The sequence below is a fragment of the Candidatus Zixiibacteriota bacterium genome (assembly GCA_036480375.1).
Taxonomy (GTDB): Bacteria; Zixibacteria; MSB-5A5; order GN15; family JAAZOE01; genus JAZGGI01.
On sequence record JAZGGI010000007.1, the window covers coordinates 1 to 14915 of the forward strand.

At 44.2% G+C, this 14915-nt stretch carries 10 protein-coding genes; 5 read left to right on the forward strand and 5 right to left on the reverse strand.

Annotated features, from left to right (window positions below; all coding sequences use genetic code 11):
- A partial coding sequence (locus tag V3V99_01395; GenBank protein ID MEE9441306.1) for an IS110 family transposase occupies positions 1-108 on the forward strand: 108 nt, incomplete at its 5' end.
- Between the two features lie 251 nt (positions 109-359).
- Here the strand turns inward: V3V99_01395 and V3V99_01400 are convergent.
- From V3V99_01400 to V3V99_01420, 5 genes are all read right to left on the reverse strand, one after another.
- A complete protein-coding gene (locus V3V99_01400) occupies positions 360-1529 on the reverse strand; it encodes a hypothetical protein (protein MEE9441307.1) in 1170 nt (389 codons plus the stop codon).
- Positions 1530-1581: 52 nt separating this feature from the next.
- The gene (locus V3V99_01405; GenBank protein ID MEE9441308.1) at positions 1582-2751 is read right to left on the reverse strand and encodes a pilus assembly PilX N-terminal domain-containing protein; all 1170 of its coding nucleotides are present in this window, start codon (positions 2749-2751) and stop codon (positions 1582-1584) included.
- A gap of 16 nt (positions 2752-2767) precedes the next feature.
- Positions 2768-3340, reverse strand: coding sequence for a prepilin-type N-terminal cleavage/methylation domain-containing protein (locus V3V99_01410; GenBank protein MEE9441309.1), 573 nt, complete (start codon positions 3338-3340; stop codon positions 2768-2770).
- Positions 3341-3356: 16 nt separating this feature from the next.
- Complete coding sequence (locus tag V3V99_01415) at positions 3357-3818, reverse strand: prepilin-type N-terminal cleavage/methylation domain-containing protein (GenBank protein MEE9441310.1); 462 nt, start codon at positions 3816-3818, stop codon at positions 3357-3359.
- Between the two features lie 258 nt (positions 3819-4076).
- Entirely contained in the window at positions 4077-4961 is an 885-nt protein-coding gene (locus tag V3V99_01420; protein MEE9441311.1) for a DNA/RNA non-specific endonuclease, read from the reverse strand.
- A 262-nt stretch (positions 4962-5223) separates the two neighbouring features.
- Here V3V99_01420 and recG point away from each other — a divergent pair, with 262 nt between their 5' ends.
- The 4 genes from recG (at position 5224) to sprA (ending at position 14837) form a co-directional block, all read left to right on the forward strand.
- Positions 5224-7308 carry an ATP-dependent DNA helicase RecG gene (gene recG, locus V3V99_01425; GenBank protein ID MEE9441312.1) on the forward strand — a complete coding sequence of 695 codons (2085 nt, stop codon included), beginning with the start codon at positions 5224-5226 and terminating at the stop codon, positions 7306-7308.
- A gap of 21 nt (positions 7309-7329) precedes the next feature.
- Positions 7330-7695, forward strand: coding sequence for a DUF1844 domain-containing protein (locus V3V99_01430; GenBank protein ID MEE9441313.1), 366 nt, complete (start codon positions 7330-7332; stop codon positions 7693-7695).
- An 86-nt stretch (positions 7696-7781) separates the two neighbouring features.
- Positions 7782-8708, forward strand: coding sequence for a UDP-N-acetylmuramate dehydrogenase (gene murB / locus V3V99_01435; protein ID MEE9441314.1), 927 nt, complete (start codon positions 7782-7784; stop codon positions 8706-8708).
- Between the two features lie 189 nt (positions 8709-8897).
- Positions 8898-14837 (forward strand): cell surface protein SprA, encoded by a 5940-nt coding sequence (gene sprA / locus V3V99_01440; protein ID MEE9441315.1) that lies wholly within the window; start codon positions 8898-8900, stop codon positions 14835-14837.
- The last annotated feature ends 78 nt before the right edge of the window (positions 14838-14915 follow it).

Genomic DNA, 14915 nt, shown 5'->3' on the forward strand with positions numbered 1-14915 from the left:
CAAGGAAAAAGCAAAATGACCGCCTTGGTTGCAGTGATGAGGAAAATGATAACCATTCTTAACACGATGCTCGCAAAAAAAGAAAGGTGGAACCCTAAATTAGCTTGACATTAAAGACAGTCGCTACTATAGATTGCCACGTCGCTTTGCTCCTCGCAATGACGAGAGAATTGCTCTCGACGACAACCCGAGGTTGTCGGGGATGTCATCCCTTTTTGGCTGTCGCGCGGTATATCAAATTAAGAGGATAAATTCAAGTTTTTTGAATGTAGTTTGAGTTTGTAAGGTGAATGATATGAAAATATAAAAAAAGGCGGGTCTGGGTGGGCCCGCCCTGGAATTTTTTATAATAGGTTATTTTATGGTACGCGCCAGGCAACGGGTTGCATGGTTGCTCCACCTCCGAATGTTAAATCGGCGAGACTTTGGTCATAATGAAAAGTTGCGCTGTTATGGCAAAGGACATCGTTGCCTACAACCGCTCCATAATAATCCGCAGAGTTGCGGAGGTCTATCTGAGCGCTTGGGGCATAGATGACCGCACTCATTTCGGCGCTGTTTTTTAAGACAAAATCATTCTGGATAAACATTTTAAGTTCGCTGGGATTACCGCTGGCATTTATTGTACCGGAATTTTTAATTTCGACGGCCCCGGTAATATATATTTCAACATTGGCTCCCGGCGCTATAGTGACCGATGCGGAATTTTTCAATGTAAAATCGCTAAAATAATACACACCGTCACCAAAGGTTACGTTTCCCGTAGTTTGAAAAGTATGATTCAACGGGTTATATGTATAACTTCCGGACAAGCCGGAAGAGTTGTCATTACTTGCTTCCATAGCATTGAATGTTGATTGAGGCGTATCGGGAACATCATAAACAGGCGCGGCATCGGTTGTATCACCCAAAACATCACTCCGATTGTGAATAGTGAGTCCTCCGGTCAAAGAAGTAGAAACATCACCTCCCACGGTTGCACCATTCTTGACTATGATATTTCCATTCGATCCCAGGTCTCCTCCAAGGTTTTCTTGAGTAGCTTCATAAGTACCCGAGTCCGAATTATATGAATCGATAGTCATATTATTACGAATGTCAACACTATTCCTTCCGAACATGGCGTGCAAGAATGGATTGAATATAGCGGGCACCAAGGTCACTTCAATCGTCGACAAGCCGTGTTCATATGTTCCAGTAGCCGTTAAAATGACTGTATCGGCTAAGGTCGTGTCGGTTAAACTGTCTGTGATGGCTACTGTATAAACGCCGTTAGTCCAGGGTTCATCGTTAAATCCGGCGCGCCATGTAGCGTCATTGGTCAATTTCATAATTGCTCGATTGGCTCCGGCGTTGGCGATATAGAATGATTTATCGGACTGGACTTGATAACCGGATAATTCGATGCCGGTATTTGATGTTTCTACTGCCAAGATGCCAAGGAGTGTCAGCATTGCCACCAAACTAAGAGATATTAGTAATGCTCCACCTCTCTCATTTAATACTTTGTGTCTCATATCATCATCCATACTGCCCCCCCGGGTATTGTGTATATTGGAACTAATTCTAAATCTCCGAATTTTACAATTCCCGCCAGGCGAAGGACTCGTATTTATCGACTAAACGCCTGGTTATGTTTGCCAGATTGCGGTCATAATGGAAGCAGGCGCCTCTATCCAGTCGAATAGAACCACCTATTAATGAGCCGTAAACCTCAGTAGTCTGGTCATACTGGACATGAGCATTGGGCCCGTAAAACGCGCCGTAGAAAATATTGCCCTGGTCGAATTGCATTGTCGGGCCGCTGGAATAAATCATTGCGTCAGACGGTTTGCCGTTTTCGTTAAAGACAGAGTTTTGAGCGAAGTGTACAGTGCCAGTAACATAAATAGTTATTTGAGCTCCGGCGGCGAGGGAAATTCGCGAATCAGATCCCAAAGTTAGATCGTTGAAGAAATAGACGCCGCTCTGAAGGACAACATCGCCTGTAGATCCAAGAATTAAATCTTTGGTGCCGTTATCATAATTAAAATTACTTCCGGATATTCCAGTCATGGCTTTACTGACTGATTCCGCCCAAGTGTATTCTGAAGCGGGAATAATATCCAGTGAGACCGAGTCGGCGGTTGAGGTGGTGTCACCGTTGATGGTATTAAATGGCCCGAGAGAAATTCCGCCTTCGGTCGCGACCTGAATCCCTCCGCCAAAAGTAACTGATTTACTGGAACTGATAGTGCCGTTAGAACCAATATCGGCCAACGTGTCCAAAACGGTCCCGGCGTATGTGCCGGAATCCGAATTGTACGAATCAGTACATGTTTCACGATCCAAATCAATCCAACTGTCGCCAAACATGGCTTTACTAAATGGATTGACAATTACCGGCGTCATGACCACTTCGATATTGGTGACACCATCTCTGAAAGTCCCGCTGGCGGTTATTAGAATTGTATCGGCCAAAGTTGAATCGGCGGCGCTGTCCTCAACTATCACAGTGTAGGCTCCATTGGCAAGGGCGACATCGGCAAATCCGGTTCGCCAGGTGTAGTCGCTGACAACTTCCAAGACCGCTCGTTTTGCTCCGGCGTCAGCAATATAGAATGATTTATCGGATTCGACCTGATAACCCGACAATTCTATGTCGGTATTGGAAGTTTGCACCGCCAACAGACCGATGATAGTCAGCATAGCCAGGAGACTGAGCGATATAAACAGGGCTCCGCCGCGATTATTTCGAATTAAATTTATCATGACTAATCCTCTTTCATTACAGCGTCATATTACGAATCAAAACTCGTTCGGCCGCAGTATAGACTCGATAACCTTCATTATCCTCATAATCCAAATCAGGGCTTTCGGCCTGAACTTTGACAACTACTTCTATAGTATTGGCGGTTACAGCCGTAAAATCGATATCATTGATGAAGTCCGAAAATATCTCGGGAGATCCACCATTAACCTGCTTCATCAGCTTTTTGGGATGTAATTCTTCGGGTAAACTCGCGATAGCCGGGTATTCAAGGATGGAGTAAGGTTGCAGAAAATAAATAATCGTATCCACCGGTTGGGTAATGCTGGTGAAGACATAGAGGCTGTCGCCCACTATGGCATAAGAATCATGCGCGCCTACTTTGTATCCGGCGGTACGCAGAGCCTTGACTATTTCCTGAAGGCTGGCTCGGCTATTTTGTTGCATATCCGAAATCTGTTCCTGAGTCATTGTCTGGCCGTGCATCTTGACATAAAATTGGAAAGCGGCGGCCGAGACGATACCGGTTATCAACAAGGCTATCATAATTTCAATGACCGTGCTTCCTTTGGAATTCTTTATTTTCTTCATTTCCTTCAAACCTCATCTATTGGAATATATATGTACTCGATGACGATGATCTATTCAGATTCTGATGATCCAGCCACGATACGGCTACGGTTATCTGGACCAATCCGGCAGGGATAAGAGAGTCGGTGGCGTTGTCTTCCATCACGATGGTTCGCGTGAATACTCCTGGATCGCCCGATGAATAACCGGTGCAAACAGTATCGCGGCCCATTTCAGTTTGGCCGACCTCGCCTCTTTCCCAGACAACCAAATCGGCGTCATTAAACGGAAGGGCCGGCAACGGGTCCATCCCCTCATAAAGCTCGATTTTTTCCTTGATGAGATTGGAGACAAACGAATTATCACGAGCAATTACGTTTCCCTTAACGGAAATTATAAACATGGGCGCCAAACCCAACACTCCAAAAGCCAGGATTAAAATCGCGATCATGACTTCGAGTAAACTCACGCCTTTTTCATTTTTTATCATCTTAGACATAAACCTATTCCTCATTTTCACAAGAAATATGTACAGATTCCATGCCGTCCCGGAATATATTGGGGTAGAGGTGTAAAAAGCCTCGTATCTTATTGTAATGATAATAGATAGGATTGGCGGGCGAGTCCGGACCGGGCCAGTTTTTTTCGGGAATTTTATGGGTCAAAGACTATAATTATTGGACGTTTCCCATAGTTCTTAATGCGTAATTGCATTCAAAAACAGCCAAGAATCTTCCCGAGATGGCAAGGCTATTGATCAAGGCCCCACAGATGTAATGTTTCCACCCTCCAAATAATTTTCCAATCCGTCTTCCAGCAGAGGGAAAAAATCATAACCAGTAATTAGCTCAAGCTGATCAACACACAGGCAATATTCTTCAAATGTGTATGGCAGGGTATCTGAAGCGTTGGGTATTAGATAAGCCGCCATTGAAAAGACGCTGTCATCATTCATAAAAAGAACTGCTTTATAAAGATGGGTTGGAATAGCCACCCGATTATTGAGAAAAGTATCCGGCTGCTGATTGGGAGTATCAAAAAAATGTCCGGTGATAATCCATCCATTGCCAATAGACATGATACGATTTCTGATTGACACTTCCAGCGCCTTCCATTTGTACTGATTTATTTTTTCATGCTGGGGGCTTATGTTGGTCCAATAATAAGTTGAAGCGTAGGCCAGCGAGCAATATCTAAATGCAGCGGCCGGAGCGACATGCCCTTTATCGTAAGGATTATATGAATAATCGTAATCCCGGGCCTGACAATCACTGCTAATATCCTGATCAATTTTGTTATTGGCTGAACGAGTGGTATCAAGAGACAGCATTGAATCATTCAAATAATAGGCCGCCCAGTAGGGGATTTTCCAGTCGCAATTAAAATTGATGGTGAACCATTCTTTTGCCAGCCAGTCGCCCGAATCGCAGGAAATCCCCCAGCGTAAATTAGTCGAATCTGAAAGGATTGTTTGATTACCCGGATCAAATATTGGCTGGCGATCAGAAAGGTCTGATATGTCATTTGGCCGAATTCGCTGCGACAAATCCGGACCGGCGGTGTCAGTTTTATCGCAACTTATTAGTACCGCAAAAAAAAGCGGCGCAGTCATACAAAAGGCGAGAAGGCATATTGATTTCATTGTTACCTCCCGGTTCAATTTTGGATTGTTTTTCGGTGATGTTTATAGTGTGATTCCAATAAATAATAAATACTTATTATAAGTATGTCAAGTAAAATAATGCATATACAACTAAAATGGTTTTGATTCGATATCTATGATAAATAACAATCGCTGAAGTATTTGGGCATAGATTAATTAACCGTGACGCATTCTTTACTAAGGTCTCTCAAAGTTCTCGTTAATGATTGACTTAAGGGAAATCCGAGATTAGTTTGTCCTCGTGGCGAAGTTGGAATTTACAACCGATATTCAATTTCTCAAAGGAGTCGGTCCCAAGAGGGGAGAAGTTCTCAAAGCGCATGGCATCGATACCGTCGGGAAATTGCTCTATTATTTTCCTCGAAAATATATTGACCGCTCCGAAGTCGATACCATCGCTTCCCTGCAGGAAAACGATTATAAGACGGTTATCGGAAAAGTCCTCGGCAAAGGGCTCCTCAAAGGCGGAAAAACAAGGCTGGAAGTTATTATCGGCGACGAGACCGGGCATTTATCGCTAATGTGGTTTGCCGGATATAGATATCTGGAGAAGCAATTCAAAAAGGGCGATTTGCTGGCTGTAACCGGGACGGTGACTTATTTTCAGAATTATCAGATGCTCCATCCCGAGTATGAGTTTATCGGTGGGGAAGGCGATGAACAGATTCATACCGGCCGAATCGTTCCGATTTATCATGGCACGGCGGAGTTGAACAAAGTCGGTTTGACATCCCGGACGATTCGCAAACTGATTAAAACCGCGCTGGATTCGCTTGAGGAAAATATTGAAGAATATTTACCGGATGAAATCATTAAAAATGAGAAATTAAAATATCTTCCCGAAGCGATTGTCAATATCCATTATCCTGAGGATGCAAAATCCGCTCGGGAGGCGAGGCAACGATTGGCTTTTGATGAGTTGTTGTTTTTGCAATATCTGATTTATAACCGCAAAGCCAAGTATAAAGAAAAAGAGAAAGCCAAACCGTGCACCCGGCCGGGCAAATTATTTACTCAGATATTAGACGGTTTGCCGTTTCAGCTAACGCCGGGACAGAAGAGTAGTGTTGATGATATCGTAAACGATATGACTTCGAAAAAGTCGATGAATCGTTTGCTGCAGGGTGATGTCGGTTCGGGCAAAACCGTCGTGGCGATACTGGCGGCGGTCCTGGCGGTTGAAAACGGCGGTCAGGCGGCGGTGATGGCTCCGACTGAGATACTGGCGTCGCAGCATTATTCGGGCTGGAAAGATATTCTGGATAGATGCGGAATTAAATCACGTTTACTAATCGGATCGATCAAAGGAAAAGAAAAAAAAGAAATTAACAGCGCATTGGAATCGGGCGAGATAGACATTATATTCGGAACCCATGCCATTATCAGCAAAACGGTAACTTTTTCCAATTTGAGTCTGGTTGTCATTGATGAACAGCATCGTTTCGGCGTCATGCAGAGGAGCAAACTGGCCGAGAAGGGGGACATGCCGGATCGTCTGGTGATGACCGCGACGCCAATCCCGCGGACGCTGGCGATGACGCTGTATGGAGATTTAGATGTATCCACCATTCCTGATTTACCTCCGGGAAGAAAACCGGTCCAAACGGTGTGGCGATTCGCCTCGAAAATCGGTGAGATTTACAAATATATCGATTCGGAATTGAATAAGGGCAACCAGGCTTTTGTTATATATCCGTTGGTTGAGAAATCGGAAAAGATGGATTTGCAGGCGGCCGAAGAAGGGTATCAGGAACTTGTCGAACTTTTGCCGCATAGAAAGATCGGACTGGTCCACGGGCGGGTCAAAGCGGATAAGCGGGATAAAACGATAGACGATTTTCATGACGGGAAGCTCGATATTTTGGCAGCCACAACCGTTATTGAAGTAGGTCTTGATATTCCCAACGCCAATATTTTGGTGATTCAGCACGCTGAGCGGTTTGGGTTGTCGCAGCTTCATCAGATGAGGGGCCGGGTTGGTCGGGGCGAACGGCAGGGATTGACCGTTGCGGTAGCGTATAAACCGATGTCGGATATCGGGCGGAAGCGTCTGGAGTATTTTACGTCAACTACGGACGGTTTTAAGATTGCCGAGGCTGATTTGGAACTGCGAGGTCCGGGCGAATTTTTTGGCACTCGACAACATGGTTTGCCTGAGTTTCGAGTCGCCAACCTGGTATTGGATCAGGAACTGCTTGTCTCGGCTCGCAAATGGGCGGAAGTCTTGTTCCGTCATCGCCGCGATAAAGAAAATGAAATACGATTTTTATTGAACCATGCCGCGATTTTTTCTAATATGAATCCGGATTTAGTGGATGTCGCTTAATTAAGTAATTGGGAGTATTATATGACTGATGAGACCAAAACAATTAATCCTCTTTTTCTGCAACTGATTATTTCACTGCAGTCGGCCGCCTGGTATCAAATGGGAAAGACGATCTCGCCGGTATCTGGAAAAATCGAACGGGACTTGATCCAGGCTAAAGTATCGATTGATCTTTTGAATATGCTTCAGGAAAAAACCAAGGGAAATTTGCTGGAAGAAGAGCAAAAAATTATCGATTCAACGGTATATAATCTTCAGATGAATTATATTGATGAGTTGGAAAAAGACAAAAAAGAACCTAAGGCAGAAGATGATATTTCATCAACCGAAAAAGCGTCTGAAGAAAATGATGAAAATTCCGGAACCGACTCGCCGGAAGATAAGTAAACTATTAGAAAACAATCGCTTAAATATGTCGAAACGGCTTGTTTTTTTTTATCCTATAAGTATATTTTAAGGGGCAAGATGTTGATATGAACCGATCGGATAAATATACACGTTTTATTGAAGGCTTTGGACGATCGGTCAGGGAAAACGAGTTAATGTCCGCGTACACCACGTTTGGGACAGGAGGACAAGCGGATCTTTTTATAGATGCTTCGGATACTGACAGCCTGTCACGGGCTATTGTACTCGCGAGAAAGTTATCGATTCCATATTTTGTAATCGGTCAGGGCAGTAACCTGTTGGTCAGTGATTCCGGCTATCGTGGATTAATAATTCGGAACTGCATCCGGCGTATTGAGGTACAAGGCAATGATATAATCGCCGGAGCCGGAGAGATGCTCGATGAGATTGTAGATTTTTCGGCCGAATGTTCATTGACAGGATTTGAATTTGCCGCAGGAATCTGGGGAACGATTGGCGGTGCTGTTTATGGAAATGCCGGAGCCTATGGCAGTAACGTCGGAAAGATATTAAAGTCCGCGGAAATTTTGACTGAGGACGGTTTTGTAAAAATGGTCAACCGGGAAAATCTGGGATTCGCCTATCGGCATTCCCGATTGAAGGAAACTAATGATTTGATAATCTTTGCAACCTTTGGACTTGTACCGGGAAATAAGGATGAAATCAAAGTCAGGATAGAGGAAATTCGTGGCGATCGATTGCGGAAACATCCATCGGACGCCTGCAGCGCCGGTTGCTTCTTCAAGAATGTCGAGGATGCGGCGCAGCCTCACGGAAAATTGCCGGCGGGAAAACTTCTTGATGAAATCGGGGCTAAAGAGATGACTTATGGAGGCGCCGGAGTTTTTGAAAAGCATGCCAACATTATTATCAATAGGGGAAATGCGACGTCAAAAGATATCAGACATTTGGCCGATAAATTGAAACGAGAAGTAAAGAAAAAATTTGATATTGATTTGCGAGAAGAAGTTATTTGTCTCGGAGATTTTTAATAAAGGAGGTATTTATAGCGACTTGATAATTATGTAAACTTAACGCCTTAATTTTTTCGTTTAATGATTATAAGGCTCGACAAATTTATAATTCGTATTATCCCCATTATTTTGGGGGTTCTGTGTGTGTGTGTGATAGCGCAGGCTGCGCCTCCTCAATTCCAAGGGTCCTTAAAGTATCCGACAAATATGTTTACTCCTTTCCCCGACGGCAGGCCGCCTGATTTTCGGAAACGATTAATCGCGACTATTACTCCCGAGGAAAATGTATCCCTGGTGAATTTGCGTTTTGGAAAGCAATATGAGTTTGTATATGATCCGTCAGATTTTTCCGTCACTTATACCAAGTTACTGCGAGATAACAGTAAACTGACTCCGGTCACTTCCGGATATGACTCCTTTCTGACACGGCGTCTTGAATCGAATTTGAACTTGTTGAACTATGAGACAACTCGGGGATCGTTGGCGAAGGCCCAGCGTAATAAGGCGGGTGGATTATTCCAGATAAGTATTCCCATCCCTTCTCGGGCATTTGAATCGATTTTTGGCGAAGGCGGCGCCAGCCTCAGAGTATCAGGGTATCGAAAAATCTCATTTATGGGGCGTTCGACCTGGACGGATAAACCTAAAACGGCTTTTAATCGGCAATCGAAATTTCCTACCCTGCAGATGGAACAAATCTATCGCTTCGATATTGAGGGAACAATCGGTTCGAAAATCAGCGTCAAGGTCAGTCAGGATTCTCGTAACGATATCCCTCTGGCGAATAGACTGATTCTTCGATACCGCGGTAATGACGATGACATTTTGCAGACAATTGAAGCGGGAAATACGACCTTGAATTTACCCTCGACCAAGTTTCTCGCTTATTCAACCAGGGTTCAGGGCTTGTTTGGAATTAAGGCTACCGCTAAACTGGCCGATTTATCAGTCACCGCGATCGTTTCCCAGGAAAAGGGAACAACTGAGTCAATTGAAATTTCGGCCGGGGGATCAGCGTCGGCAACAAACATAATAAAGGACATTGGGTACCGGAAAAATACGATATTTGATTTGGGCCGTAAGCCTCTGATACGAGCCTTTTCGGATAAGTTACCCGAGCCTGACAAATATGATTTCGCGCCCAGGGATTCCATCACCAAAATAATCGTATATCTTGATGACAATACTAATGATGATGCTGAAAGATATTCGCGCCAATTCGGTATTTGCTATATCGATCCGCAAGACACGGCATCTGACGATATTTCAGGAGTTGAATACCGCAAAGAAGGTTATTTCGAAGTGATGGAAGATATCGATTATTTCATGCATCCGACCGAACATTATATCCATTTCATGCGTCGCGCTTTGAATTCCAGAGATTTGATGGCGGTCTATCTGGAAATTTACCGGGTTGCCACCGGCCAGGTTGACACAATTGGAAGCATTAGCGACACGCTCAGGTTGAAATTGATTAAGCCGGTTAGTATTACAAAAGCCAATCATCATGTCTGGGAATATGAATGGAAAAACGTTTATTTTCTTGGTGGGACCAATTTAGAGCTCAATGAACTCGATATCAATATATTCCGAGGTACTCCGGTCGGACGGGCGGTCGATCCGGACGATCTCGAAAATCAGGATGGTATCCCGTATTTGCAGATTCTGGGTCTTGACGGCGGTGATAACTTTGGAAACGGAGCGCCGGACGGCGAGCTCGATCGGGTCGTGCATGTCGATGAAATTCTTGGCTTATTGTTCTTTCCCACGAGGCATCCCTTTAATTCTCGATTTGCGCTCGATACTGTCGGGGATTCATTAGTCTATATATCAAGCGGAGAAATTCCCGAGCAATATGTCGCCTTACAGGATTCGATTCCGGAGATATATGTCAATCCCCAGACGAGCATTCAGCAACAATCATCGGGCTATTATTTGGCGGTCGCTACCAAAGGACGCGGGCAATCGGAAATCGCTCTAAATGCCACGAATATTATTGAGGGTTCAGAAGTTGTTACATGGAACGGCCAAAGACTCACCCGGGGAAAAGATTATCGTATTGACACCGATTTTGGACGGTTAACGTTACTTGACGAAAAGTACACTGATATTAATTCGAATTTGTCGATTATGTTTGAAAAGGCTCCTTTCTTTTCATTGGCCAAGAAATCTTTATTTGGAACGCGCCTCGAGTACGCCCCCAGCAATGATTTTAGGGCGGGGGCGACGGTTTTATACAAATCGGATAAATCCACGAATCGTAAACCAAGGGTTGGCGAAGAAACGTCGAAAACGCTCGTATGGGACGCCGATTTAAGGTACCGATTTGAGAACCAGGTATTTACAAAGCTTTTGAATGCGCTTCCTTTTTATTCGTCGGAATCGCCTTCCAAAATGCAAATATCGGCGGAATTGGCGCAATCACGCCCAAATCCAAATGTCGATGGGCAAGTATATATTGATGACTTTGAAGGGAGTCGCGATAATTTTTCACTTAGCATATTTCGGGGTGCCTGGCGAAATGCATCGACGCCGGCGTTTATAGATGATTCTCTTAACGTACGCGGTAAGATCGCGTGGCATAATCCAATTGAGCAGATTTCCATCAATGAGATTTATCCTCAAAGAGATATTGGTACTGGAGAGCAAGCAGGTACTAATATCCTCGAAATTCAATACAAGCCGGTCGATTATTATATTCGACAAAACGCTGGGGATACAACCGCAATCGATACTTTAGCCGTCGAACCCGAGGTAACCTGGAATGGATTTATGCGAAACATTCCGGAGGGTGCCGTGTTACAGCTTGCCCACGCTCAACTCCTTGAAATGCGAATAAATGGTGATGTCGGGATTATGCATATCGATCTGGGGCGTATTACCGAAGATATCAACGGTGACGGAATAATGACAACCGAAGATAGAGATGGTTTTAAGGTTCTTGATGAAGGCGAGGATGTCGGTATAGACGGTATTCCGGATTCGCTTGAGCTAGGCTATGATCCGGATAACGGGATCACCGACCCGGCTGAGGATAATTTTAATATTGATGATATCTGGCGGATTAACGGTACCGAAGGCGACGGCACCGAACCGAATGTAGATCCGGACGGGGGCTATATTCCCGATACCGAGGATGTCGATAACGATGGTTTTGAAAAGGTAAACGGTTATTTCTCATATAGAATAGATTTGTCGGATACAACGCAGTTTGAAGTTATTGGAACGCGTAATGAATATAACTGGCGGACAATTCGTATTCCGCTCCGGGATCCCGCCGCAATAGACACAATTATCGGCGAACCGGTCTGGGAACAGATTCAATTCGCGCGAATATGGTTTGACAGCGCGCCGGCGCAAAATTTGGAAAATCCGTATGTTGTCCGGGTTGCGGATATTGATTTAGTCTCGACAACCTGGGGTGATTCTCTATTTATCGCCGATTCCATCAGAAGCGGGCCGGTGAGTTTCGATGTGGCTGTGATTAATGATGAAGTCGATGAGCGATATACTTCTCCGCCCGGAGTGGAAGGTTTCTTTGACCAAACGCGCGACGTTGTTGAGGCCGAACAATCTTTATTATTGTCATATTCCAATCTGAACGCGAGAGTCATGGTGCATTCTCCCGATTCGGGTTTTGTCCTGGCCGCCGATACGGGGCTGGCGGTACGGAAATTTTTCCGGGCCAGTAATTTCATGGGTTACGGGCACCTCAAGGCTTTTGTTCACGGCGGCGATCAGACCGATGAAGATTCGGTCATGTTCTTCTTCCGGGTAGGAAACGAGAAGGATTCGTATTATGAATATCGCACCGTACTCAATCCGGGCTGGCATAATGATAATCATGTCGATATTGATTTTGATAGGATCACTGGTCTGAAAGCAAAAATAATTGATGATTATAAAAATGGCTTAGATTCATCGCTTGCTCGAACCGATGAGACGGGGAAATATTATGTGAAGGTTCGCCGTTCTTTGCGTGAACCGTCTTTAACCAATATCCAATACTTCGCCATGGGCGTGGTCAATCTGGATACAACCGAAGCCGCGACCGGTGAGGTCTGGATTGACGAACTGCGCTTAACGGATGTGCGTGATGATGTCGGAATGGCGGCCAGTATCAGTCTTAGTGGAAATTTATCTGATCTAATGACCTATAATTTCAATTATTCCAATCGTGACGCCTATTATCGCGGAGTTTCATCGGCTACTAAAGGCGGTGCGGCGAATAATCTGGGTTCAGGAACAACCAGGAAAAATTATGCGTTTTCCGGTTCACTCCGAATAGAAAAATTCTTCCCTCGTTCTCTGGAATTAAAATTACCGATAAACTTTAACTGGTCTCAGGCGGTTCAGGAACCGCTTCTGAGATCAGGAACCGATATCACGGTTCCCGATGAATTGAAGAAAATCGAGACGGCTGTCACCATTAATAAAGGATTTACCGTTTCTCAATCATTTAATAAGAAGACGAAGAACATTCTTTTCGCCGCTTTCCTTAATCGTTTAAAGACGAAATTCCGTTATAATGTTTCAAATGGCCATTCGGCTAATCAGCCGCATTTTTTCCGGGAAAACTACTCGGCCAACGCCTCATTCTCGCTTTCGGTTAAAAAGGTCCCCAAAATACAACCGTTATTCTGGATGAAATCCTTTAAGGTTCCGTTCGGAATTTCCGGGACTAATCTCTATCTATATCCGACTCAATTTGAATTGAACGGATCGATGAGCAGTAAATTCTCTCAATCTTTGAATCAAACCGGCGCCAATCCGACAACGATTCGCAGGGATTTTAAAGGCAGTATGAGAATGGGTTTCAAGGTCTTCGACAATCTGGCCGGAAATTATAATTTCAGTACCAATCGTGATTTAATTGATCCCAAAACGATAAATATTACTCTTAATCCCAAGGAATTTAAGCTGGGGGTCGAGCAGAGCTATCGACAGGATTTCAAGGTCAACTATCAGCCGAAAATATTTAGTTTCCTGACCCACAAAATAGACTATTCAACCAATTATGCGGATACTTATCGAAGCAGTCAAAATACCGGTCCATATCACAGCGTTTCGAACAAATTAAATATCAATCTAAATCTATCTCTGAAGCATGGGGCTTTATTTGGTACCAACAAGCGATCGAGAGGTATTCGGCGAACCGCGGATGAGGGGGGTGGTTCGGTATTTAGTATTTTCGGAAAAGCCCTCACCGGTATCAGGTATATTACCGACGCGATAAAACCTGTTTCGTTCAGATTTGGTGCCGGACGAAGCCTTGCCTACCCATCCTTATCTCAAAAGGCAAATCTTAAATTCAGGTTTGGTCTTTCCGAGAGCCCCGGAGTCGATCATATTTCAATTAACACCGGCACCGTTCGCCAATCCAAATCGTTAAATCGATCAATTAGCGCCAATTCGGGGGTTAGTTTATTTTCAGGAATAAGCGCGGATCTTAAATATGGCCGAGATGAACGCGAGACATTTTTATCGAGTCCGACGATATCTATAAATCAAATCTGGCCGAATATAAATTTCAATTTCAGATCAGTCAAAGGCCTCTGGATTATCGGGAAACTCCTGAATAAGATATCACCGAGCTGTAAATATTCGCGAGTCAAATCCACAAAACAAAGAACAAACGAACCTCATCCTCATAATGAGAATATTAAAGAGTCATTTTCACCGTTGTTTTCATTTTCATTCGTGATGTTCAAAGCGATGCGATCGTCAATCCGGATCGAGAAAAGCACAACCACGACAAAAAAGATTAACGGCGTTTTAGGCAATGTAACCGATATAACCAAACGCGGTCAGCAAAGTATTTCATTTAAAACGTCCTATTCATTCAAAAGCCCCCGCGGAATTAAATTACCGATTTTTGGCCGTATAAAATTCCAATCTCAAATGTCTTTGTCAATTGATGTGTCATACAAGAAGAATAAATCTGAAAGCGCTCGCAAAACGGGCGGTTATAAATTCAATATTACCGAGGATAAGACAAATCTTGCGATTTCGCCGCAGGCGTCATACAGTTTCTCGACGACGGTGAAAGGAGGTCTTAGGGCCCGCTGGCAGGATAGCAGCGATTCGATAACCCGCACGAAGAGGCACACACGCGAACTTGGTTTCTGGGTTGAGATGAGATTCTAACATAATCCCGCGAATTATTTTCAGTTGGAGATGAAAATCATAATAGCGCTTGGCTGTCTATTACATTATATTGACTCT

Bases quoted from the DNA above. Each gene is read 5' to 3' on its own strand.
- V3V99_01400 (MEE9441307.1), bottom strand. From the start codon at position 1,529: ATGGATGATGATATGAGACACAAAGTATTAAATGAGAGAGGTGGAGCA.
- V3V99_01405 (MEE9441308.1), bottom strand. From the start codon at position 2,751: ATGATAAATTTAATTCGAAATAATCGCGGCGGAGCCCTGTTTATATCG.
- V3V99_01410 (MEE9441309.1), bottom strand. From the start codon at position 3,340: ATGAAGAAAATAAAGAATTCCAAAGGAAGCACGGTCATTGAAATTATG.
- V3V99_01415 (MEE9441310.1), bottom strand. From the start codon at position 3,818: ATGTCTAAGATGATAAAAAATGAAAAAGGCGTGAGTTTACTCGAAGTC.
- V3V99_01420 (MEE9441311.1), bottom strand. From the start codon at position 4,961: ATGAAATCAATATGCCTTCTCGCCTTTTGTATGACTGCGCCGCTTTTT.
- V3V99_01430 (MEE9441313.1), top strand. From the start codon at position 7,330: ATGACTGATGAGACCAAAACAATTAATCCTCTTTTTCTGCAACTGATT.
- murB (MEE9441314.1), top strand. From the start codon at position 7,782: ATGAACCGATCGGATAAATATACACGTTTTATTGAAGGCTTTGGACGA.
- sprA (MEE9441315.1), top strand. From the start codon at position 8,898: ATGTTTACTCCTTTCCCCGACGGCAGGCCGCCTGATTTTCGGAAACGA.